Origin of the sequence: Sphingomonas sp. LHG3406-1, assembly GCF_029637485.1 — a bacterium.
Classification (GTDB): domain Bacteria; phylum Pseudomonadota; class Alphaproteobacteria; order Sphingomonadales; family Sphingomonadaceae; genus Sphingomicrobium.
The window spans coordinates 188,831-209,800 of the sequence record NZ_CP069128.1 but is presented as its reverse complement, the minus strand read 5'-3'; the positions used below and the strand labels follow the sequence as shown (position 1 = coordinate 209,800).

Annotated in this window: 23 protein-coding genes; 11 read left to right on the top strand and 12 right to left on the bottom strand. The window is 66.3% G+C overall.

All coding sequences use genetic code 11. The annotated features are described in order from the left end of the window. Positions 1-75: 75 nt before the first annotated feature. Entirely contained in the window at positions 76-813 is a 738-nt protein-coding gene (locus tag JOY29_RS01045) for a Bax inhibitor-1/YccA family protein (RefSeq protein ID WP_300974350.1), read from the bottom strand. A 220-nt stretch (positions 814-1,033) separates the two neighbouring features. Between JOY29_RS01045 and JOY29_RS01040 the strand changes: the two genes are divergently transcribed. Genes JOY29_RS01040 through thpR form a run of 5 tightly spaced genes read left to right on the top strand, consistent with a single transcriptional unit; the run spans position 1,034 to position 3,893 of the window. Then, positions 1,034-1,450 (top strand): DUF350 domain-containing protein, encoded by a 417-nt coding sequence (locus JOY29_RS01040; protein WP_300974349.1) that lies wholly within the window; start codon positions 1,034-1,036, stop codon positions 1,448-1,450. Between the two features lie 3 nt (positions 1,451-1,453). Next, complete coding sequence (locus JOY29_RS01035; RefSeq protein ID WP_300974348.1) at positions 1,454-1,834, top strand: hypothetical protein; 381 nt, start codon at positions 1,454-1,456, stop codon at positions 1,832-1,834. Next, positions 1,834-2,976 (top strand): glutathionylspermidine synthase family protein, encoded by a 1,143-nt coding sequence (locus JOY29_RS01030; protein ID WP_300974347.1) that lies wholly within the window; start codon positions 1,834-1,836, stop codon positions 2,974-2,976. The genes JOY29_RS01035 and JOY29_RS01030 overlap by 1 nt, the downstream gene beginning before the upstream one ends. Positions 2,977-2,981: 5 nt before the next feature. Continuing rightward, positions 2,982-3,356 (top strand): potassium channel family protein, encoded by a 375-nt coding sequence (locus JOY29_RS01025; RefSeq protein ID WP_300974346.1) that lies wholly within the window; start codon positions 2,982-2,984, stop codon positions 3,354-3,356. Positions 3,357-3,362: 6 nt separating this feature from the next. After that, positions 3,363-3,893, top strand: a complete 531-nt coding sequence (thpR, locus tag JOY29_RS01020) for an RNA 2',3'-cyclic phosphodiesterase (protein ID WP_300974345.1) — start codon at positions 3,363-3,365, stop codon at positions 3,891-3,893. Positions 3,894-3,901: 8 nt separating this feature from the next. On the opposite strand, the gene JOY29_RS01015 is transcribed toward thpR, so the two are convergent. Both JOY29_RS01015 and JOY29_RS01010 read right to left on the bottom strand, forming a co-directional pair. Further along, positions 3,902-5,698, bottom strand: a complete 1,797-nt coding sequence (locus JOY29_RS01015) for an acyl-CoA dehydrogenase C-terminal domain-containing protein (RefSeq protein ID WP_300974344.1) — start codon at positions 5,696-5,698, stop codon at positions 3,902-3,904. A gap of 70 nt (positions 5,699-5,768) precedes the next feature. Then, on the bottom strand, positions 5,769-6,098 hold the full coding sequence (locus tag JOY29_RS01010) for a hypothetical protein (RefSeq protein WP_300974343.1): 330 nt from the start codon (positions 6,096-6,098) through the stop codon (positions 5,769-5,771). 327 nt (positions 6,099-6,425) lie between these two features. Between JOY29_RS01010 and purF the strand changes: the two genes are divergently transcribed. Next, complete coding sequence (gene purF / locus JOY29_RS01005) at positions 6,426-7,877, top strand: amidophosphoribosyltransferase (protein WP_300974342.1); 1,452 nt, start codon at positions 6,426-6,428, stop codon at positions 7,875-7,877. Positions 7,878-7,966: 89 nt separating this feature from the next. On the opposite strand, the gene def is transcribed toward purF, so the two are convergent. The 5 genes from def to eno form a co-directional block, all read right to left on the bottom strand. After that, positions 7,967-8,503 (bottom strand): peptide deformylase, encoded by a 537-nt coding sequence (gene def / locus JOY29_RS01000; RefSeq protein ID WP_300974341.1) that lies wholly within the window; start codon positions 8,501-8,503, stop codon positions 7,967-7,969. Between the two features lie 35 nt (positions 8,504-8,538). Continuing rightward, on the bottom strand, positions 8,539-9,969 hold the full coding sequence (locus JOY29_RS00995; RefSeq protein WP_300974340.1) for a pyruvate dehydrogenase complex E1 component subunit beta: 1,431 nt from the start codon (positions 9,967-9,969) through the stop codon (positions 8,539-8,541). Continuing rightward, positions 9,969-11,018: a pyruvate dehydrogenase (acetyl-transferring) E1 component subunit alpha gene (gene pdhA, locus JOY29_RS00990; RefSeq protein WP_300974339.1), complete on the bottom strand. Its 1,050-nt coding sequence runs from the start codon at positions 11,016-11,018 to the stop codon at positions 9,969-9,971. The genes JOY29_RS00995 and pdhA overlap by 1 nt, the downstream gene beginning before the upstream one ends. Before the next feature lie 115 nt (positions 11,019-11,133). Then, on the bottom strand, positions 11,134-11,454 hold the full coding sequence (locus JOY29_RS00985; protein WP_300974338.1) for a septum formation initiator family protein: 321 nt from the start codon (positions 11,452-11,454) through the stop codon (positions 11,134-11,136). Between the two features lie 184 nt (positions 11,455-11,638). Next, positions 11,639-12,925, bottom strand: a complete 1,287-nt coding sequence (gene eno / locus JOY29_RS00980) for a phosphopyruvate hydratase (RefSeq protein WP_300974337.1) — start codon at positions 12,923-12,925, stop codon at positions 11,639-11,641. 160 nt (positions 12,926-13,085) lie between these two features. Here eno and JOY29_RS00975 point away from each other — a divergent pair, with 160 nt between their 5' ends. From JOY29_RS00975 to JOY29_RS00955, 5 genes are all read left to right on the top strand, one after another. Further along, the gene (locus tag JOY29_RS00975) at positions 13,086-13,772 is read left to right on the top strand and encodes a hypothetical protein (RefSeq protein WP_300974336.1); all 687 of its coding nucleotides are present in this window, start codon (positions 13,086-13,088) and stop codon (positions 13,770-13,772) included. Between the two features lie 4 nt (positions 13,773-13,776). After that, complete coding sequence (locus tag JOY29_RS00970; protein ID WP_300974335.1) at positions 13,777-14,145, top strand: phage holin family protein; 369 nt, start codon at positions 13,777-13,779, stop codon at positions 14,143-14,145. Beyond that, on the top strand, positions 14,142-14,483 hold the full coding sequence (locus JOY29_RS00965; RefSeq protein ID WP_300974334.1) for a hypothetical protein: 342 nt from the start codon (positions 14,142-14,144) through the stop codon (positions 14,481-14,483). Before JOY29_RS00970 ends, JOY29_RS00965 begins: the two co-directional genes overlap by 4 nt. 4 nt (positions 14,484-14,487) lie before the next feature. Beyond that, positions 14,488-14,853 carry a hypothetical protein gene (locus tag JOY29_RS00960; protein ID WP_300974333.1) on the top strand — a complete coding sequence of 122 codons (366 nt, stop codon included), beginning with the start codon at positions 14,488-14,490 and terminating at the stop codon, positions 14,851-14,853. Positions 14,854-14,979: 126 nt separating this feature from the next. Continuing rightward, positions 14,980-15,192, top strand: coding sequence for a DUF4170 domain-containing protein (locus JOY29_RS00955; RefSeq protein WP_300974332.1), 213 nt, complete (start codon positions 14,980-14,982; stop codon positions 15,190-15,192). A gap of 37 nt (positions 15,193-15,229) precedes the next feature. Here JOY29_RS00955 and JOY29_RS00950 read toward each other — a convergent pair whose 3' ends face one another. The 4 genes from JOY29_RS00950 to JOY29_RS00935 form a co-directional block, all read right to left on the bottom strand. Then, entirely contained in the window at positions 15,230-15,859 is a 630-nt protein-coding gene (locus JOY29_RS00950; RefSeq protein WP_300974331.1) for a rhomboid family intramembrane serine protease, read from the bottom strand. 100 nt (positions 15,860-15,959) lie between these two features. Continuing rightward, a complete protein-coding gene (greA, locus tag JOY29_RS00945; protein ID WP_300974330.1) occupies positions 15,960-16,433 on the bottom strand; it encodes a transcription elongation factor GreA in 474 nt (157 codons plus the stop codon). A gap of 74 nt (positions 16,434-16,507) precedes the next feature. Continuing rightward, positions 16,508-19,843: a carbamoyl-phosphate synthase large subunit gene (carB, locus tag JOY29_RS00940; protein ID WP_300974329.1), complete on the bottom strand. Its 3,336-nt coding sequence runs from the start codon at positions 19,841-19,843 to the stop codon at positions 16,508-16,510. Beyond that, entirely contained in the window at positions 19,843-20,547 is a 705-nt protein-coding gene (locus JOY29_RS00935; protein WP_300974328.1) for a hypothetical protein, read from the bottom strand. The genes carB and JOY29_RS00935 overlap by 1 nt, the downstream gene beginning before the upstream one ends. Positions 20,548-20,970: the final 423 nt, after the last annotated feature.

Below are 20,970 nucleotides of genomic sequence, written 5' to 3'. Positions count from 1 at the left end.
CCCTTAGCCCGAGCGCAAGAAAAAGGGCCCGGCGGTCGCCCGCCGAGCCCTCTTCGTCGCAACTCTCGCCAGCGCTTATTCGCGGTTGCCGAGGAAGCTCAGGAGGAACTGGAACATGTTGATGAAGTCGAGATAGAGCGTCAGCGCGCCCATGATCACGACCTTGCCCATCATGTCGGTGCCGGCGACATGGGCGTACATGCTCTTGATCTTCTGCGTGTCGTAAGCAGTGAGGCCAGCGAACAGCAGCACGCCGATGGCGCTGATCGCCATACTGAGCGCCGTCGACTGGATGAACCAGTTGGCGATCATCACCACGATGAGGCCGACCACGCCCATGATCAGGAACGTACCAAGGCCGCTGAGGTCCTTCTTAGTCGTGTAGCCGTAGAGACTCAGCGACAGGAAGGCGATGGCGGTCGCGAAGAAGGTCGTCGCGATGCTGCTGCCGCTGTAGATCAGCGGGATGACCGACATCGACACGCCCATGATGGTGGCGAACGCCCAGAAGAAGGCCTGCATGCCGGCCGTCGACATCTTCTGGAAACGGAAGCCCATAACCATGACCATGATCAGCGGTGCGAAGATGATGGCGTAGCGAAGAATTCCACCGCCACTCCAGATCGCTTGGGCAACGCCAGTTGCGGCGAGGCTGTAAGCGACAATGCCGGTAAGCAGCACGCCCGAGGCCATGTAGTTGTAAACGCTAAGCATGTAGGACCGCAGGCCCGCATCGCGGGCGGCGCGCGGAACGCCGACCGAGACGGCCGGGTTGGCGGCGGTCGTCGTGCGCGGGTCAGACCAGTTCTGCATTTTATGCTCCATTGTCGGCGGACCAAGATGGCCCGTCCACGTGACCATATATCGGAGAGGCACACAAAGGTTTCAAGGAATTTTCGTCCACGAAACGACCTACTTACATGTGAGTAGAAGCTACCACTCTCGAGCGGCTTGCCTGCCTACATCGGCCCTTGCAGCGAACGGCAGCCTCATTACGAAGAAGCGCGAACAACTGCAGGGGGCTAGACGGGCAGTGGACGGGACCATCGGCTATTTCACCGGAGTGCTGCCGCACTTCTTCGCTTACTTCGGCGCGGCGCTGCTGCTCGCGGGCATCTTCCTCGCCATCTACGTGCGCCTGACCCCGCACCGCGAGCTGGAGCTGATCGGCCAAGGCAACAATGCCGCGGCCCTCCAGCTGACCGGCACCTTCCTCGGCTTCGCCTTGCCGGTCGCGATGGTCATCGCCAACAGCGTCTCCATTCCCGACATGCTGCTGTGGGGCGCGGTCGCGGCCATCGTCCAGCTGCTCGTGTTCGTCGTCATCGCCCGCCTCCTGTTCCGCGGCATCTCCAGCAGGATCGAGGAAGGCTGCACCTCGAGCGGCATCTTCGTCGGCGGCATCGGCGTCGGCATCGGCGTGCTCCAAGCCGCCTGCATGGTCCCCTGACCCATGCCGCGCAAGCTCACCATCACCGCCAGCCTCGCCGCCACGCTGACCGGCCTTTCGGGCTGCGACAGCCGCTCCAACGACATGCTCGCCCAGCAGAACACGCGCATCTGCGTCGACGATGACGGCGACCGCATCGCCGACCAATATTGCAGCAACGGGCGGAGCGGCGGCGGCGGCTTCGCCTTCCTCTACCTGCGCCGGGGAAGCCCCATCCCTTATTATTACGATAATGTCCGGGACCCGAAATATGCGAAGTTCGTCAGCCGCTCGCCGCTGTCGGGCTACACCTCGGCGCCGCCGAGCAGCAACATGACCCGCTCCAGCGCCGTCTCGCGCGGCGGCCTCGGCAGCAGCTCGCGCAGTTTCGGCCGCGGCGGCTGATGGAGCGCAGGTCACTTCGCCCTCGCGAAGGCTGGCAACGCATCGTCGAGGAACAGGGGCTGGTCTGGCACACGCAGGACGGCAAGCCCTATTGGGACGAAAGCGCCGCCTACGTCTTCACGCTCAAGCAAATCGAGACCCTCGAAGCCGCTGCCGAGCGCTGCCACGAGCTGTTCCTCAAGGCCGGCGACCATCTTGCCCGCCACCCGGAGAAACTGGCCCGCTTCGGCCTTCCGGATTGGGCGATCGACCCGATCCTCGCCGAATGGAAGCGCGACCGGCCGGCGCTCGACTATGGCCGCTTCGACTTCGGCTGGACCGGCGAGGGCGAGCCCAAGCTGTTCGAATACAACTGCGACACGCCGACCTCGATGCTCGAATGCGGGGTGGTGCAATGGCAGTGGAAGGAAGAGGTCTTTCCGGAAGACGACCAGTTCACCTCGCTCCACGACAAATTGATCGACCGCTGGCGCTACATGGCCCGCGACCTCGGGGGGCGTTTGTGGGTCACCCACCATGCTGACGACCTTCACGAGGACACGGTTACCGCCACCTACATGCGCGACCTCGCCGAACAGGCGGGTCTCGAGACCCGCGGAGTCTTGATCGAGCGGATCGGGATCGACGGCGAAGGGCGGATCGTCGACGAGGAAGATTATCTCATCACGGCCATCTTCAAGCTCTACCCGTGGGAGTGGATTCTCGCCGAGGATTACGGTCGCGACATCGTCCGCCGGCTGGATGCTACCCTGTGGATCGAGCCCATCTGGAAGGCGCTCTGGTCGAACAAGGCCATCCTGCCCCTGCTGTGGGAGCTGGAGCCCAGGCACCCCAACCTCCTCCCCGCAGGCTGGAGCCCGGAAGCCGCCGGCCCTCGCCATGTTGAGAAGCCGATCCTCGCCCGCGAAGGCGCCAACGTCACGATTGTCGAAGACGACCGCGAGACCCTGCGCTCGGACGGGCCCTACGACAGCTTCGGCAAAGTGTATCAGGCGCTTTACGACCTGCCCGCCTTCGGCGGCGCCTATCCCGTCCTCGGCGTGTGGACCGTGGGCGGCGAGGCGGCCGGACTCGGCATTCGCGAAGGCAGCCGGATCACCGGCGACGAAGCGCGCTTCGTGCCCCACATCATCGAAGGCTGACGCGCATGGCCTTGCACAAGCTGCGCTCCGCCACCGACACGCTGAAGGAAGTGGCCGCCATCTACCTCGGCCTCCTGCTGCTCGCCGCCGGCGCCTTCGCCGTCTTCGAGCAGCAGCCATTCCTCGACAGCCTCTACTGGGCGGCGACGACCGCGACGTCGGTCGGCTATGGCGACCTCAGTCCCAAGACGGTGCCCGGCAAGATCGTCGCCGTCTCGCTGATGCACCTGTCCTTGTTCGTCATCGCGCCGCTTATCGTGGTTCGGCTCATCGAGCGGGTTACGAGCAACCAGCATGAGTTCACCCACGAGGAGCAGGAGCGCATCATCGCCGCGCTTTCCCGCTTGGAAGAGCGGCTGGAGCGCCTCGAGAGGCGTTAGACGCCCATGCACCGCCTGTTCGTCGCTCTGCCCATCCCCGAGGACGTCGCCGACCTCCTGCTCGACTGCATGGACGAGCCGGCGAGCTTGCGCTGGGTCCATGCCGACAGCCTGCACCTGACCCTGCGCTTCATCGGCGAGGTGGATGGCGGGACCGCGGATGACGTGGCGGCGGCGATCGCCAGCCTGTCCGCCGCGGCCTTCGACCTCAGGCTCCATGGCGTCGGCTGCTTCTCGCACCGTCGCCATGGGGCCTTATGGGCGGGCGTCGAGCCGAAGGCGCCCCTCTCCGCTCTCGCCCAGCGGGTCGAGCGCGCGGTGCAGTCGGCTGGCCTGCCGGCGGAGACCCGCGCCTACCATCCGCACATCACCCTCGCCCGCTGGAGCGGCCCGGAGCCCGCGCTGCGCTCCTGGCTCCAGCGCCATGGCGAGCTATCGAGCGCGCCCTGGCGGGTGGACCGGCTGGTCCTCTTCGAAAGCCGGCTCGGCAAGGCCGGGCCGAATTACGACGAGGTGCTGGAGGTCGCGCTGCAATAGCCGTCAGCTCAGAACGCCGCTTCGTCGAGCGCCATCAAAGTATCGCCGCCGGCCTCGATCTGGCCGCGATAGGCGCTCGCCTTGGGCAGTTCGCGCTGGGCGTAGAAGCGGGCGGTCGCCAGCTTGGTCTGGTGGAAGCCGGCATCCTCGCCCGCCTCATTCTCCAGCCGCGCCGAGACGTCGGCCATCTTGAGCCACATCCAGCCGAGCGTCACCAGACCCATCAGGTGCATGTAGGGCACCGCGCCGGCGCCGGCGTGATTGGGGTCCTGCATGCCATTCTGCGCCAGCCACATGGTCGACGCCTGGAGCTCGCCGAGCGCCTTCTCGAGCGGCCCCGCGACGCCCGCCGGATCGCCGTTCTTGCGCGCTTCGGCGATGTCGCCGGCAATGGTCTCGAACATCAGCCGCACCGCGCGGCCGCCGTTCTGGGCGAGCTTGCGGCCGACCAGGTCCATCGCCTGGATACCGTTGGTGCCTTCGTAGATCTGCGCGATGCGGGCGTCGCGGACGAACTGCTCCATCCCCCATTCGCGGATGTAGCCGTGGCCGCCGAATACCTGCTGCATGTTCACCGTGGCCTCGAAGCCCTTGTCGGTGAGATAGCCCTTGATGACCGGGGTGAGCAGGCTGATGATGTCGTCCGCCTTCTGCCTTTCCTCCTCGGTCGCGCCCTTGCGGGACAGGTCGACCTGGAGCGAGCCCCACAGGATCAGCGCCCGCGCCGCCTCGTTGAAGGCCTTGGCCTCCAGCAGCATCCGGCGGACGTCCGGGTGGACAAACAGATTGTCGGCCTTGGCGTCGGGGTCGCGCATGGCGGGGTTGATCGCCCGGCCCTGGCGGCGGTCCTTCGCATAGGCGACGGCGTTCTGATAGGCGATCTCGCCCTGCGCCAGGCCCTGCAGGCCGACGCCGAGGCGCGCCGCGTTCATCATGATGAACATGGCGGCCAGCCCCTTCTCCGGCTCGCCGACCAGGTAACCGGTCGCCCCGTCATAGTTCATGACGCAGGTCGAATTGCCGTGAATGCCCATCTTGTGCTCGATCGAGCCGCAGGCGAGGCTGTTGCGCTCGCCGACCGAACCGTCCTCGTTGACCATATACTTGGGCACCACGAACAGGCTGATGCCCTTCACGTTGTCCGGAGCGCCGGTGATCTTGGCCAGCACCAGGTGGATGATGTTCTCGGACATGTCATGCTCGCCCGAGGAGATAAAGATCTTGGTGCCCGAGATCTTGTAGCTGCCGTCAGCCTGCGGCTCGGCCTTGGTCTTGATGAGGCCAAGGTCGGTGCCGCAATGCGGCTCCGTCAGGTTCATCGTGCCGGTCCATTCACCCGACACCATCTTCGGCACATAGGTCTGCTGCTGCTCGGGCGTGCCCTTGACCAGCAGCGACGCGATCGCGCCGGCGGTCAGGCCGTGGTACATCTCGAAGCTCTGGTTGGCCGACAGCACATATTCGCTGAGCGCGGTCGCAAGCACGTGCGGAAGCCCCTGCCCGCCATATTCCTGCGGCGCCGCGAGGCTGGTGAAGCCGAGTTCGCAGAACTGCCTGTAGGCCTCCTTGAAGCCCTTGGGCGTCGTCACCGACCCGTCCTCGTGCCGGGTGCAGCCTTCCTCGTCGCCGATCCGGTTCAGCGGCAGCAGCACTTCCTGGGTGAAGCGCGCGCCTTCGTTCAGGATCGCCTCGACGAGGTCCGGAGTCGCGTCGGCGAAGCCCGGCAGATTCCCGAAATTCTGCATCTGCACGATGTGATCGAGGACGTAGCGCGTGTCGCGAACCGGGGCGGTATAGACGGGCATGAACGATACTCCGTGGCGAATGGGTCTGGCCTGCTCTAGGTGGGCAGGCCGCTCGTAATCAACAACATTGTCAGCAAAGCGGATCGCCGGCGAGATCGGTTACCGGTTCCGGCCTGTCCATGCGGACGAAGGTCTTGCCCTCGAGGCTGGCGCCAGGACCGCAATAATAAGCGCAACCCGCACTCGGCCTTCCAAGCGTCAGCCTGTCGGTGCCGTCGCGGCGCAGCTCGATGCGGCACGCGCCATCGTCCTGCGGCAGGAAGAAGAGCTTGCCCTGCTCCTCCTCGACCCGGCCGCGCGCCGAGCAATTGGCCTGGCTGCCGGCGGCATAGGTGATTACGGCGGCCGGCGAGCTGCTGCCGCCGATGCAAAGCCGGTCCTTGCCCGCGCCGGCGAACACCTGGCGGCCGCCTCCAAGCGGCGATTCAGCCGCCGCTGCCGCGTCATTGCCCTGGACGTTCGAAGGCGCCTCTTGCTCTCCGCTGCAGGAAGCGAGGGCAAGGAGCGCGGCGGCTGGGAAAAAGAAAATCTGCCTCAAAGTACAGTTCGTCCACTTCGTCCTGATTGTCCGCTTCGCCGGCCAAGGGCGGACTGGCGGTGCGGGAGGGTAACGGGCATGGCGGCTCGACGGTGCCAGCCGCAATCCTATTGTTCAAGCAAGCACAGGGGGCGACAAACCCCCACCTCTTCCCTATATGCGCGGCCTCGGCAGCCGGGCGGGACAGGCATGATCACCACCAATCCCTTTGACGACGACAAGCTCCGCGAGGAATGCGGCGTGTTCGGCGTGTGGAACGCCGACAATGCCGCCAGCTTCGTCGCGCTCGGCCTTCACGCGCTCCAGCATCGCGGCCAGGAAGCGGCGGGAATCAGCTCGTTCGACCAGAGCGGCTTCCACTCCCACCGCGCGCAGGGCCATGTCGCCGGCAATTTCGACCGTGACGAGGTCATCCGCGCCCTCCCCGGCCGTACCGCCCTCGGTCACGTCCGCTATTCGACCACCGGCTCTTCGGCGCTGCGCAACGTCCAGCCCCTCTTCGCCGAGCTTGCCGACGGCGGGTTCGCGGTCGCCCACAACGGCAATTTCTCGAACGCGATGAAGCTTCGCCGCACGCTCAACCGCCGCGGCTCGATCTTCCAGTCGACCTCGGATACCGAAGTCATCATCCACCTCGTCGCGACGTCGGCCCACACCGCCCTGCTCGACCGCATCGTCGACGCGCTCGGCCAGGTGGAAGGCGCCTATTCCCTGCTCATGCTGACCGAGCAGGGACTGGTCGCCTGCCGCGATCCGCTCGGCATCCGCCCGCTGGTCATGGGCCGCATCGGCGACACCGTCATCTTCGCCTCCGAGACGGTCGCCCTCGACGTGATCGGCGCCCGCTACGAGCGCGAGGTCGGCCCGGGCGAAATGATCGTCGTCAACAACGAGGGCCTGCGCAGCTTCCGTCCCTTCGCCGCGGCGAGCCCCCGCCCCTGCATCTTCGAGCATGTCTATTTCTCGCGGCCCGACAGCGTCGTCGACGGCACCTCCGTCTACGAATCGCGCAAGGGCATCGGTGCCGAGCTGGCGCGCGAGGCCGGCATCGACGCCGACATCGTCGTCCCCGTTCCCGACAGCGGCGTTCCGGCGGCGATCGGCTATGCGCAGGAAAGCGGAATCCCGTTCGAGCTGGGCATCATCCGCTCGCACTATGTCGGCCGGACGTTCATCCAGCCGAGCCAGGAGGTCCGCCACCTCGGCGTCAAGCTCAAGCACAACGCCAACAGCGCCCTGATCAAGGGCAAAAGGATCATCCTCATCGACGATTCGATCGTGCGCGGCACCACCAGCGTGAAGATCGTCCAGATGATGCGCGACGCCGGCGCGCGGGAGGTGCACATGCGCATCGCTTCGCCACCGACCCGCCACAGCTGCTTCTATGGCGTCGACACGCCCGAGCGCGCCAAGCTGCTGGCGGCCCAGATGGATGTCGAGGCCATGGCCAAGTACATCAACGCGGATTCGCTGGCCTTCATCAGCATCGAAGGGCTCTACCGCGCCCTTGGCGACCAGCGGAGCCCGGACCGCCCGCAGCGCTGCGACGCCTGCTTCACCGGCGACTATCCGACCCGGTTGACGGACCTCACCGAGAAGAAGGCCGAAGAGGCCGGGCTCAAGCTGGCGGCGGTAGGCTGACGTAACTGTACCCCGGCGCAGCCCGGGGCCCGCAGCGGTGCGAAGCAGCGCTTGCGCGCTCCTGTGTCCCGGCCTGCGCCGGGCAACAATCAGGCCGCGATCGTGCCGTCCTTGCGGCCCTTGGCGAGCTTCTTCAGCAGCATCTCGCGCTTCAGCCGGCTCAGGTGATCGATGAACAGCACGCCGTTCAGATGGTCGATCTCATGCTGCAGGCACACCGCCAGCAGTCCGTCGATCTCCTCCTCCTGCCAGCCGCCATCGGCATCCTGCCACCTGGTCCGTACCCGGTCGGGACGCATCACGTCGGCATATTGGTCGGGGATCGACAGGCAGCCCTCCTTGTAGGGGACGAACGTGTCGCTCTCCTCGAGGATCTCCGGATTGATGAAGACCCGCGGGTCCTTGACCGGCTTGCCCTCCTCATCCTCCCCGTCCTGGAGGTCGATCACCAGCAGCCGCTTCGGCACCCCCACCTGCACCGCCGCAAGCCCGATGCCGGGCGCGTCGTACATCGTCTCGAACATGTCGGCGATGAGCGTCTTCAGTTCCGCGTCGAACGTCTCGACCGGGGTCGAGGTCTCACGGAGGATCGGGTCGGGTATGCAGACGATGGGGAGAATGGCCATGGCGGCCACTTAAGCCCGCATCGCTTTCCCTTCAATCATCCGCGGTAGGTCACCTTCTTCACCGCCGCGACCACGTCCGCCGCCTTGATCAGCGCCGCCTTCTCGAGGTTCGCCGCATAGGGCAGCGGCACGTCGGCATTGGTCACCCGCAGCACTGGCGCGTCGAGGTCGTCGAAGCCTTCTTCCATGCAGATGGCGATGATCTCGCTGGAGATGGAGCAGGTCGGCCAGCCTTCCTCCACCACCACCAGGCGGTTGGTCTTCTTGAGGCTGTCCAGCACCGCCGCCTTGTCGAGCGGGCGGAGCGTGCGCAGGTCGATGACCTCGGCCTCGATGCCCTCCTGCGACAGCGTCTGGGCCGCCTCGAGCGCGACTCCGACGCCGATCGAATAGCTGACGATGGTGACGTCCCTGCCTTCACGCATCGTCCGGGCCTTGCCGATCGGCAGCACCCAATCCTCGACCTGCGGCAGCTCGAAGCTTTGCCCGTAGAGCAGTTCGTTCTCGAGGAAGACGACCGGATCCTCGGACCGGATCGCCGCCTTCAAGAGCCCCTTGGCGTCGGCCGCGTCGTACGGGGCGATCACGATCAGGCCCGGCACGCTGGCGTACCAGGGGCCGTAATTCTGGCTGTGCTGCGCCGCCACCCGGCTCGCCGCGCCGTTCGGGCCGCGGAAGACGATCGGGCAGCGCATCTGGCCACCCGACATGTAGTTGGTCTTGGCGGCCGAATTGATGATGTGGTCGATCGCCTGCATGGCGAAGTTGAAGGTCATGAACTCGATGACCGGCCGCAGCCCGCCCATCGCCGCGCCCGAGCCGAGGCCGGCGAAGCCATGTTCGGTGATCGGCGTATCGACGACGCGGCGCGGCCCGAACTCGTCGAGCAACCCCTGGGTCACCTTGTAGGCGCCCTGATACTGCGCGACTTCCTCGCCCATCACGAACACGCGCTCGTCGCGGCGCATTTCTTCCGCCATCGCGTCGCGCAGCGCCTCGCGGAGGGTGAGCTTCTGCATGGCGGTGCCGGCGGGCACTTCCGGTTCGATCGCCTGCGGCTTCGCCAGCTGGGTTGTCCCGGTATCGGCCTTCTGGCTTTGCGAAGCGGTTTCGGTCTGCTGGTCGCTCGGGTTCTGCGTCGTGCCGGCAGAGGCCGGAGCCTCAGTCGAGGGAGCGCGCTCGCCGCTCGAAGTCGCGGGTTCGGCCGGAGCAGCCGCTTCGCCGCCTTCCCCGCCCATCAGCGCGATTGCGGTGCCGACCTTCACCCCGTCGGTACCCTCGGGCACCAGGATCTTGGAGATGACTCCCTCGTCGACCGCCTCGAACTCCATGGTCGCCTTGTCGGTCTCGATCTCGGCGAGGATGTCGCCCGCGTTGACCTGGTCGCCTTCCTTGACCAGCCACTTGGCGAGCGTCCCCTCCTCCATCGTCGGGGACAGCGCCGGCATCTTCAGTTCGACGCCCATCAGTAGCGCTCCACCAGCACGTCGGTGAACAGCTCGCCCGCGTCGGGCTCCGGCGCCTCTTCGGCGAACTTCGCAGCTTCGACCACGATGTCCTTGATCTCCTTGTCGATCTTCTTGAGCTCTTCCTCAGGAACGCCCATCCCGATCAGCTCCTTCTCGGCGCGCTGGATCGGGTCCTGGTTCTCGCGGTAGCTCTGCACTTCCTCACGGGTGCGATATTTGGCGGGGTCGCTCATCGAATGGCCCCGGTAGCGGTAGGTCTTCAATTCGAGGATGATCGGGCCCTTGCCGCTGCGCGTCCACTCCAGCGCCACCTGCGCCGCGCCGCGCACCGCCAGCACGTCCATGCCGTCGACCTGGATGCCCGGGATCTGGAAGCTCTCGCCGCGCTTGTAGAAATCGGGCTCGGACGCCGACCGCTCGACGCTGGTGCCCATGGCGTAATGGTTGTTCTCGATGGCGTAGATGATCGGCAGCTTCCACAGCTGCGCCATGTTGAAGCTCTCGTAGACCTGGCCCTGGTTGGCCGCGCCGTCGCCGAAGTAAGCGAGGTTGACCCCGCCGTCGCCGCTATACTGGTGCTTGAAGGCAAGGCCGGTGCCGAGGCTCACCTGCGCGCCGACGATGCCATGCCCGCCGTAGAAGCCATGTTCGACCGAGAACATGTGCATCGAGCCGCCCTTGCCCTTGCTGATCCCGGCGGCGCGGCCGGTCAGCTCGGCCATGATCACCTTGGGATCGATGCCATAGGCGAGCATGTGACCATGGTCGCGATAGCCGGTGATCACGCTGTCCTTGCCGACCGTCATCGCGCTCTGCAGGCCGACGGCAACCGCTTCCTGGCCGATGTAGAGGTGGCAGAAGCCGCCGATCAGGCCGAGCCCGTAAAGCTGCCCCGCCCGTTCCTCGAAGCGACGGATGAGCAGCATCTGGTGGTAGAAGGAAAGCAGCTCCTCCTTCGACGCCTGATAGCGCTCCGGCTGCGGCGGGCGCTCTCTGTTGGGGGTCAGGGGGACGGCCTGAGCCGCGGCCTTGGGCGAACGCGCCACTATCACAACCTCTTCATCTGCTGATTGCGGTTTCTATAGGAGCCGGTCCGGGCCTTGGGCAACCGCTGCCGCCAAGGATTACGTATGCGGCACGATAGCCGGAACGGCCGTGGGCTCAATCCTCGAGCGTGACGATGACCTCGTCCGGCCGCACCAGGCCGAGGTCCTTGCGGACCAGTTCGTCGGCCATGTCGGGATCGGCCTTGCGCGGGTCGAGCAGCGCCGACCGATGCTTGAGCGCCTGCCGCTCGGCTTCGAGCTTGGCGAGCTCCTGCCGCTTCTCGGTGAGGTCGCGGTGATAGCCGCCCCAGGCGAGCAAGCCGTTCGGACCCGCCACGGCATGACCGCCGAACGTGCCGATGATGAGCAGCGACACCGCCGGCCACATCGCCCGGCGGATGAGGCTCTGCGCCTGGCTGACCGCTCCCCTTCCCATAGAGAGACAGAATCAGACTTGAGTCATGGGCGCAAGGGGTTCGGCACGGACAAGCAACAAAAAAGTGACGAAGCGAGCGTTTCGTCGTTCTGCGCTTGACCCGGGACCTGCTGCCTTTGTGTCGTCCGGCGCCTGACCGACGGAGGCATTCAGACCCCGGATCAAGTCCGGGGTGACGTTGAGATCAGCCGCGATAGGCCTTGAGCGCTGCTCGCCCCAAATAGCGCGCCACGTCGCCCAGTTCCTCCTCGATGCGGAGGAGCTGGTTGTACTTGGCGGTGCGGTCGCTCCGCGCCAGGCTGCCGGTCTTGATCTGCCCGCAGGCGAGCGCGACGGCGAGGTCGGCAATGGTCGAGTCTTCCGTCTCGCCCGACCGGTGGCTCATCACCGCGGTGTAGCCGCTGGTCTGCGCCAGCCGCACGGCGTCGATCGTCTCGGTGAGCGTCCCGATCTGGTTGACCTTGATCAGGATCGAATTGGCGAGGCCGCTCTCGATCCCCTGCCGAAGCCGGTCCTCGTTGGTGACGAACAGGTCGTCGCCGACCAGCTGGCAGCGGTCGCCGACGAGATCGGTCAGCGCCTTCCACCCGGCCATGTCGTCCTCGCCCATGCCGTCCTCGATGGAGGCGATCGGGTAATCGTTGACGAGGCCTTCGAGGAAGCGTGCCATCTCCTCGTGACCAAGCGTCTGCCCTTCGCCGACCATGGCGTAGCGCCCGTCCTTGAAGAACTCGGTCGCGGCGCAGTCGAGCGCGATCAGCACGTCCTCGCCAAGCTTGTACCCGGCTGAGTTCACCGCCTCGCCGATAAAATCGAGCGCCGCCCGCGCGCTGGCGATGTCGGGCGCGAAGCCGCCCTCGTCGCCGACCGCCGTCGACAGGCCGGCCGCGTGCAGCTTGCCCTTCAGCGCGTGGAAAATCTCCGTCCCGCAGCGGAGCCCCTCGGCGAAGCTTTCCGCGCCGACCGGCATGATCATGAATTCCTGGAAGTCGATCGGATTGTCGGCATGAGCGCCGCCGTTCAGGATGTTCATCATCGGTACCGGCAGCGTGTCCGCCGCGACCCCGCCGACATAGCGATAGAGCGGGAGGCCGCGGGCATCGGCCGCCGCGCGCGCCGTCGCCAGGCTGACGCCGAGAATGGCATTGGCACCGAGCCGGCTCTTGTTCTCGGTTCCGTCGAGCGCGATCATTTCGGCGTCGATCTCGGCCTGGTCCTCGGCTTCGAAGCCGACCAGCGCCTCGGCGATTTCCCCGTTCACCGCCTCGACCGCCTTGCCGACGCCCTTGCCCCCCCACCGTCCCTTGTCGCCGTCGCGCAGCTCGACCGCCTCATGCGCACCGGTCGAGGCGCCTGACGGTACCGCCGCCCGGCCCATGCTCCCGTCCTCGAGGGTGACGTCGACCTCGACCGTGGGGTTCCCCCGGCTGTCGAGGATCTGACGGGCATGGATGTCGAGGATGGCGGTCATGGGACATGCACTCCGGCAAGAATTTCGTTACGGTGGCGTTGCGGACTTGAATGTCCACTTACCGTGCCAATCTCGGTCCGAGTGACCGGAACGGCGGCTTAGTCGGCTCGTTATCCGGGCAAGCAAGAGTTTTCCAGCGTCTCGAAAAGGAGTGGCTTTGATGGCCGACACGACGAACAAGCTGCCCGAGGGCACCGACACGGTGATCGAGGCCGGTGGTACCGGCGGAAGCGGCGGCGGCGCAGGCCGCAGCGGCACCGGCATGCAGGGCGGAAGCCCCTCCACCGCCGGCAACTCGACCGGCGCCCGCACCAGCACCACGGCGAGCGACAGCCAGACCGACGCGCTGATCACCGGCGGCAGCACGGGTACGGGCTCCGGCACCCGCTCGACCGGCTCGACCGGTGACGACACAAGCGGAAGCAACCCCGGCGGCATTCGCGGCATGGTCGGCAACGTCACCACCAAGGCGCGCGACGAAGCGACCGGCCGTGCTCGCGGTCTGGTCGGCGACGGCCTCAAGAGCGGTTCGGCGACGCTCGGCAACATCTCGACCCTGATCGGCGACACCGTCGAGCAGATCGAGGAGAAGCTGGGGCCGCAATATGCCGGATACGCCCGCACCGCGAGCGAGACCATCCAGCGCTACGCCAGCACGCTCGAGAACAAGGATCCGGACGAGCTGGTCGACGATGCCCGCGAACTGATCCGCAAGAGCCCGGGGGTGGCCATTTCCGCGGCCGCTGTCCTCGGCTTCGGCCTGGTCCGCCTGCTCAAGGCCGGCATGCCGGACGATGCTGCGGCCGAGCGCCGCGCCGGCGCCAGACGCTCGGACTCGACGGTCTGAAGCGATGCTTCAGCCCGCCAGCAATCCGCCGCCGCAAGGCGCCGCTGAGGAGGGGATCGGCGATCTCCTCCATCGGCTGGTCGAAGACGGCAAGGCTTATGCCAGGTCCGAAGTCGCCTATGTGAAGACCCTCGGCACCGAGAAGGTGGCGGAGCTGAAAGCGCCCGTCGCCTTCGGGATCGGGGCACTGCTGTTCGCCCACGCCACCTTCCTCGCCTTCTGCGCCCTCATCTGGGTGGCGTTGGCGCAGGCGATGAATGCGGCGCTGGCGGGGCTGCTGACGGTGGTGATCCTCGGCGCCGTCGCCGGCCTCCTCGGCTATCTCGCTTATTCCAAGCTTCCCAAGTCCGACCCGAAGGGAGCCGCGAAATGAGCGACGTGCATGAGGTGCGGATCGCCCGTGCCCGCGGCGACGCCGATGTCGCCAAGGCGCGGCTGATGGCGACGCTCGACGAGGTGAAGACCAGGCTGGCGCCGGGCAAGCTGGCGTCGGACGCGGTCCAGACGGCCAAGAACAAGGGCATCGTCGTCGCCGACGACACCGTCACCGCGGTCAAGGACAAGCCCTTGATGGCGGCCGGGATCGCGGCGGCTGCGGCGGCCTACATCGCCCGCAAGCCGCTGATCGCGGCGGTTGGGCGCTGGGTCAGCGGCGAGGACGAAAACAAAGCGAACAATCGCGCGGCCGTCGAGGCCGCGTTCAAGGAGTGAACTCATGGCGAAGAACGACGCGTATCAGAACGACTTCGACACCCAGGACAATGCCGGCTCGGGCATCGGCCAGCGCTTCTCGGGGCTCGGCGACAGTGCCACCTCGACCATCGACAATTCGCCGCTGATCGCGCTCGGCGCCGGGCTGGCGCTCGGCGCGGTGCTCGGTGCGGTGCTGCCGGCGAGCCAGAAGGAGAAGGAACTGCTCGGCCCGCTTGGCAAGAAGCTCAACGACGCCGGCACCGGCGCCATCGACCGCGGCCGCGGCATGGCCAAGCAGAAGTTCGACGAAATGGCCGGCGACAAGGTGCGCGAGTTCCTCGGCAGCAGCAGCAGCAGCAGCTCGACGGGCAGCTCGGCCGGCGCCTGACCTGAATGACGTCGTCCCGGCGGAGGCCGGGACCTCGGGAGGCCAGGTGCCGATTGCCCGAGGTCCCGGCCTTTCGCCGGGACGATGCTATTTATTGCCGACCTCCCCCATGCTACCGGCGCGGCCATGAGCAAGCTCCATCTCGTCTTCGGCGGCCGCGTGCAGGATCCGCAGGGCACCGACTTTACCGACCTCAACGCGATCCACATTGTCGGCCTGTTCGACAATTATGCCGACGCCGAGGAAGCCTGGCGCGCCAATGCCCAGCGCACGGTCGACGATGCCGAGATGAAATATGTGGTGGTGCACCTCCACCGGCTGCTCGAACCGGAGGCGTAGGCTCGACCTCCTCCCGCTCGCGGGAAGAGAGTTCAGTTCACGCTTTCCGGTACCGCCAAAGCAGTAATGGCCGCTGCAGCAGCAGCCCGGCCACGAACCCGCCGATATGGGCCGGGGTCGCAAGCATGGTGCCCTGCTGTCCGGCCGACCAGCCGATCAACATCTGCAGCAGGGTGAAGGCCGCAGCCAGCCAGGCGACGTAGATCCAGCGATTGAGCCTCATGTTGTTCGTGACGAGCTTGGGCCGTCCGAAGCTCAGCGCATAGGCGCCGAGCAGCCCGCTGATCGCCCCGCTGGCGCCGATCACCGGCGACAGGTCCTGCGGCCCTGCCGCCCATTGCGCCGCCATGGAGACATAGGCGCTGACGACATAAAGGAAGACCAGGGCACCGCGGCCCAGCACGCGCTCCACCGCCAGCCCGCACCAGACCAGCAGCAGCAGGTTGAAACCGAGATGGAAGCCGCCGCCATGCACCAGGGTGGCGGTCAGCGGGGTAAGGAACACCGGCACGGCGTCGAACGGAAAATTCACCCCGCTCGCGCGTGCCGCCACGAAGCCGAGCGACAATGGCGCATGCACCCCGATCGAACCGAGGCCGGTGAAGATGCTGACCACGAAGGTCAGCACCGCGATCCAGAAGGTGGCGGTGCGGGTGATGCCGCTCACTTCAGCCTCCCCGATGCAACGGCAGAGGGAGCGGAACCGCTAGCCGTTGGCGAATGATACCTCTCCCCATTGCCAGGCAATGGGAAGGTCGAAGGACGCATCAAACGAACTCGATCCCCGCAATCTCGTAATAGCGGTCGCCCGACGGGGTCGACACTTCGACCTCGTCACCGACCTGGCGACCGATGAGCGCGCGGCCGAGCGGCGAATTGTAGCTGATCCGGCCCACCTTGGCGTCCGCCTCCTGCTGCCCGACCAACTGGTAGCGGATCGGCTTGTCGTCCTCGTCGACCAGGTTCACCGTCGCGCCGAACACGACCTTGTCGCCGCTCAGCGTCGTCGGGTCGATGACCAGCGCACGCGCCAGCCGATCCTCGATGTCGGCAAGCTGCGCCTCGACCTGGCCCTGCCGCTCCTTGGCAGCATGATATTCTGCATTTTCCGAAAGGTCGCCGTGGGCGCGCGCTTCCTCGATCGCGTCCACGATCTGCGGGCGCTCGGCCTTCAGGCGCTTCGCTTCCTCTTCGAGCTGACGATAGCCTTCGGCCAGCATCGGCACCTTGTCACTCGCCATTTACGCCCCTTGTCCTTTCAAAAGCATTCTCCCCCCGCAAGACGCGGGCCCTCAACACGGGTTCCGGGGGAGCTCTATACGCGGGCGGAATAATAGGACTGAAGGGACCTGACTTCAAGCGAGCGGCCCCGCGCGGCCCGGATCGCGCGCGCCATCGCCTGCGCCGCGGCGACCGTCGTCACATAGGGGACCTTGCGGTTCAGCGCCGTCGCGCGGATCGACTGGCTGTCCTTCAGACTCTGCCAGCCTTCGGTCGTGTTGAAGATGATCTGAACCCCGCCGTCGACGATGCGGTCCACGATGTGCGGCCGTCCCTGTGCCACCTTGTTGACCCTGGTGACGGCGAGCCCGCGCGCGGCGAGATGGTCATGCGTGCCGCCGGTCGCGATCACCTCAAAGCCGAGCGAGAGCATGGCCTCGACCGCAGGAATGATGCCCTGCTTGTCGCTGTCCTTGACCGACACGAACAAGGTGCCCGACTGCGGCATGACGGTGCCCGCGCCGATCTGGCTCTTGGCGAAAGCCATTTCGAAATCGTCGGCGATTCCCATGACTTCGCCGGTGCTCTTCATCTCCGGTCCAAGCACGGGATCGGTGCCGGGGAAGCGGGCGAAGGGGAAGACGCTCTCCTTCACCGCGACATGGCCGATGGCGCGGTCGATCACCGGCAGGCTCGCCAGGCCCTCGCCCGCCATCACCCGCGCCGCGATCTTAGCCACCGGAATGCCGATCGCCTTGGCGGTGAAGGGCACGGTCCGGCTGGCGCGCGGATTGACCTCGATCAGGTAGAGCTGGCCGTCCTTCACCGCATATTGGACGTTCATCAGCCCCTTGACCTTGAGCGCGAGGGCAAGTGCCCTGGTCTGCCGTTCGATCTCGGCGATCATCTCGGCTGACAGGCTGTGCGGCGGGATGGAACAGGCGCTGTCGCCCGAATGCACCCCGGCTTCCTCGATATGCTCGAGCACCCCGGCGACCACCACGTCCGTGCCGTCGCAGATCGCGTCCACGTCGACCTCCGTCGCGTCGCGCAGGTAGCGGTCGACCAGCACCGGGCTGTCCCCCGACACCTGCACCGCCGTCGCGATATAATGTTCGAGCTGCGCCGGGCCGTCGACGATCTCCATCGCCCGTCCGCCCAGCACGTAGCTCGGCCGCAGAAGCACCGGATAGCCGATGCGATCGGCGACCTTCAGCGCCTCCTCCCGGCTTCGGGCGATGCCGTTCTCGGGCTGCATCAGGTCGAGGCGATGCACCAGCGCCGAGAAGCGCTCGCGGTCCTCGGCAAGGTCGATGCTGTCGGGCGAGGTGCCGAGGATCGGGATGCCCGCCTTCTGCAGGCCCGCCGCAAGCTTCAGCGGGGTCTGCCCGCCAAGCTGCACGATCACGCCAACCAGCTCGCCCTTCTCCGCCTCGCGGCTGACGATCTCCAGCACGTCCTCGCCCGTCAGCGGCTCGAAATAGAGGCGGTCCGACGTGTCCGGGTCGGTCGACACCGTCTCCGGATTGCAGTTGACCATCACCGTCTCGAAACCGGCGTCGCGCAGCGCGAAGGCGGCGTGGCAACAGCAATAGTCGAACTCGATCCCCTGCCCGATCCGGTTCGGCCCGCCGCCGAGGATCACCACCTTGCGCCGGTCAGAAACCTCCGCCTCGTCCTCGGGTTCGCCGAACAGCGGCGCCTCGTAGGTCGAATAGAGATAGGGCGTCGAGGCATCGAACTCGGCCGCGCAGCTGTCGATGCGCTTGTAGACCGGCCTGACCCCAAGCTTCAGCCGGTGGCTGAGCACTTCCGCCTCGGTCACCCCGCCGGTCATCGCCCGCATCGCGCTGTGGACAATGCCCCCGCCGCGCGCCTGGAGCTCGCTCATCTCGCGGCTCATGCCGGTCGAGCGAAGGCTCAGCTGCGCCAGCCGCGAATCCGAGAAGCCCATCGCCTTCAGGCGCCGCATCCCGGCCGCATCGTTAGGCAGGCCATAGGCGCGCACCTGCCCCTCGGCGCGCACGATCTCCGCCAGCCGCTCGAGGAACCAGGGGTCGAACCCGGCAATCTGGTTGATCCGTTCGACCGAAATTCCGTGCCGAAGCGCCTCGGCCGCGACCAGCAGCCGGTCGGGCGTCGGCACCGCCAGCGCCGCCTCGATCTCGTCGGTCGCTGCCGTTTCGAGGTGCCGCACCCGGTCGAGCCCGCACAGACCGATCTCGAGGCCGCGAAGCGCCTTCTGCAGCGATTCCGCGAACGACCGCCCGATCGCCATCACCTCGCCGACCGACTTCATCGCGGTCGACAGCTCGGCCGGGCTCCCCGCGAACTTCTCGAAGGTGAAGCGCGGGATCTTGGTCACGACATAGTCGATCGTCGGCTCGAAGCTCGCCGGGGTCGCGCCGCCGGTGATGTCGTTGGCAATCTCGTCGAGCGTGTAGCCGACCGCCAGCTTGGCCGCGACCTTGGCAATGGGAAAGCCGGTCGCCTTGGACGCCAGTGCCGAACTCCGCGACACGCGCGGGTTCATCTCGATCACGATCATTCGCCCGGTCTTCGGATCGACCGCGAACTGGACGTTGGAACCACCTGTTTCGACACCGATTTCGCGTAGCACGGCAATGCTCGCCGAGCGCATTCGCTGATATTCCTTGTCGGTCAGCGTCAGCGCCGGGGCGACCGTGATCGAATCGCCCGTATGCACCCCCATCGGGTCCACATTCTCGATCGAGCAGATGATGATGGCGTTGTCCGCGCTGTCGCGGACCACCTCCATCTCATATTCCTTCCACCCGACCAGGCTCTCGTCGATCAGCACCTCGGTGGTCGGCGAGGCCTCCAGCCCGGTGCGCACGAAGTGCAGATATTCGTCACGATTGTAGGCGATGCCGCCGCCGGTCCCGCCGAGGGTGAAGCTCGGCCGGATGACGACCGGAAGCCCGATCGTCTCGAGCACGCCCAGCGCTTCCTCGACCGTGTGGATGACGGCGGACTTGGGCGATTCCAGCCCGATCCGGTCCATCGCATCGCGGAACTTCTGCCGGTCCTCGGCCTTCTCGATCGCCTCGGCATTGGCGCCGATCAGCTCGACCCCGAGCCGGTCGAGCGTGCCGTCCTTGTAGAGCGCCAGCGCGGTGTTCAGCGCCGTCTGCCCGCCCATGGTCGGCAACAGCGCGTCGGGCTTCTCCGCCTCGATGATCTTGGCGACCACCTCGGGCGTGATCGGCTCGATATAGGTCGCATCGCACAGCTCCGGATCGGTCATGATCGTCGCCGGGTTCGAGTTGACCACGATGACGCGATAGCCCTCGGCTTTCAGCGCCTTGACCGCCTGGGAGCCCGAATAATCGAACTCCGCCGCCTGCCCGATGACGATCGGGCCGGCGCCGATGATGAGGATGGAGGTGATGTCCGTGCGCTTGGGCATTAGTAGTCGATTGCTCCTTCGCGGCCCCGGTTGCCGATGAACCGACGCCTGAGTTCGGGGGTCGCGTCCACGACCCGTTTGACGCAGTCGAACGACGCCAGGGCGCGTCCCTGCTGGTCCACCGCGGCGAGGTCGACCATGGCATGCTGATAATCGACCCAATTGCCGTCGATCAGGCGGAACGCCTGTCCGCGCTCATAGCCGCACCAGGCCTCGAGTTGGGGCGCGAAGGCGCTCACCGCCATGCCCTTCTCGTAGCGCGGATAGCTGTCCAGCTGTCCCCGCGCCTTCAATTCGCGAAGCGCCGTCGCCTGTTCCCGCACATGCAGTTCCGCGCCTTGGTGATGCGCCGCGATCCGCGCCTGCTCCGGATCGACGAACTCGAAGCGGTAGCGGCTGTCGAGAACCAGCTTCGCCAGGGCGCGATGGTCCAATGTCGCGAATTCAGCGTCCGGTACACGGAGCTCCAGGATAGCGACCCCATTGTCCTCGGTCGCCGGAGTCATCCAGTTTTCCCTGATTCCAAGCCGCTTCAGCGCCGCACGAAGCTCCGCCCCCTTGATGTCGGACGTCGCCTCGAATTCGGCCGCCTGCCGTTTCATCCGCTGCTCGATCGTCTCGACATGCCCGCGAATGCCCGCAGCCTCCGACTCGCATCCGCCAAGCGCCGGCAACAGCGCAATAACAGCCCCGAGGTGCCTCACCGCCGGCACCCCATGCCCCGCCCATCTGCCGCCCGACCGATGACGATCGGCCCGGCACCGATGATGCGAATGGAGGAGATGTCGCTGCGGCGGGGCATCTTAGGCTGTTCTCACTTCCACATTCTCTTCGGTGACGATCGTTGCTTCGCACTTGGGACAGTGACTGGAGATGCGTTTCAACATGCCAGCCGTGTCCGGCTCTCCAGTCCAACTATCGCCATGCTCAATCGAGCTTGAACCGCGATACCTCCGAAGCAGATTGTAGTTGCACCGCCAGCACCCGAGGCCAGCCACTGGGATGATGAATGGCGCAACCACAACCATGCACGCCACGAGGATCACAGGCCTCTGGAGAAACAAGGCTGCAACGAATGCTCCAACCAGGAGAATCTGGAGGGCGAGCATGAGCCAGCTTCCAAGGAA

Coding starts and splice junctions, on each gene's coding strand:
- JOY29_RS01045 (WP_300974350.1), bottom strand. CDS start 813: ATGCAGAACTGGTCTGACCCGCGCACGACGACCGCCGCCAACCCGGCC.
- JOY29_RS01035 (WP_300974348.1), top strand. CDS start 1,454: ATGCCGCGCAAGCTCACCATCACCGCCAGCCTCGCCGCCACGCTGACC.
- JOY29_RS01030 (WP_300974347.1), top strand. CDS start 1,834: ATGGAGCGCAGGTCACTTCGCCCTCGCGAAGGCTGGCAACGCATCGTC.
- JOY29_RS01025 (WP_300974346.1), top strand. CDS start 2,982: ATGGCCTTGCACAAGCTGCGCTCCGCCACCGACACGCTGAAGGAAGTG.
- thpR (WP_300974345.1), top strand. CDS start 3,363: ATGCACCGCCTGTTCGTCGCTCTGCCCATCCCCGAGGACGTCGCCGAC.
- JOY29_RS01015 (WP_300974344.1), bottom strand. CDS start 5,698: ATGCCCGTCTATACCGCCCCGGTTCGCGACACGCGCTACGTCCTCGAT.
- purF (WP_300974342.1), top strand. CDS start 6,426: ATGATCACCACCAATCCCTTTGACGACGACAAGCTCCGCGAGGAATGC.
- def (WP_300974341.1), bottom strand. CDS start 8,503: ATGGCCATTCTCCCCATCGTCTGCATACCCGACCCGATCCTCCGTGAG.
- JOY29_RS00995 (WP_300974340.1), bottom strand. CDS start 9,969: ATGGGCGTCGAACTGAAGATGCCGGCGCTGTCCCCGACGATGGAGGAG.
- JOY29_RS00985 (WP_300974338.1), bottom strand. CDS start 11,454: ATGGGAAGGGGAGCGGTCAGCCAGGCGCAGAGCCTCATCCGCCGGGCG.
- eno (WP_300974337.1), bottom strand. CDS start 12,925: ATGACCGCCATCCTCGACATCCATGCCCGTCAGATCCTCGACAGCCGG.
- JOY29_RS00975 (WP_300974336.1), top strand. CDS start 13,086: ATGGCCGACACGACGAACAAGCTGCCCGAGGGCACCGACACGGTGATC.
- JOY29_RS00970 (WP_300974335.1), top strand. CDS start 13,777: ATGCTTCAGCCCGCCAGCAATCCGCCGCCGCAAGGCGCCGCTGAGGAG.
- JOY29_RS00965 (WP_300974334.1), top strand. CDS start 14,142: ATGAGCGACGTGCATGAGGTGCGGATCGCCCGTGCCCGCGGCGACGCC.
- JOY29_RS00960 (WP_300974333.1), top strand. CDS start 14,488: ATGGCGAAGAACGACGCGTATCAGAACGACTTCGACACCCAGGACAAT.
- JOY29_RS00955 (WP_300974332.1), top strand. CDS start 14,980: ATGAGCAAGCTCCATCTCGTCTTCGGCGGCCGCGTGCAGGATCCGCAG.
- greA (WP_300974330.1), bottom strand. CDS start 16,433: ATGGCGAGTGACAAGGTGCCGATGCTGGCCGAAGGCTATCGTCAGCTC.
- carB (WP_300974329.1), bottom strand. CDS start 19,843: ATGCCCAAGCGCACGGACATCACCTCCATCCTCATCATCGGCGCCGGC.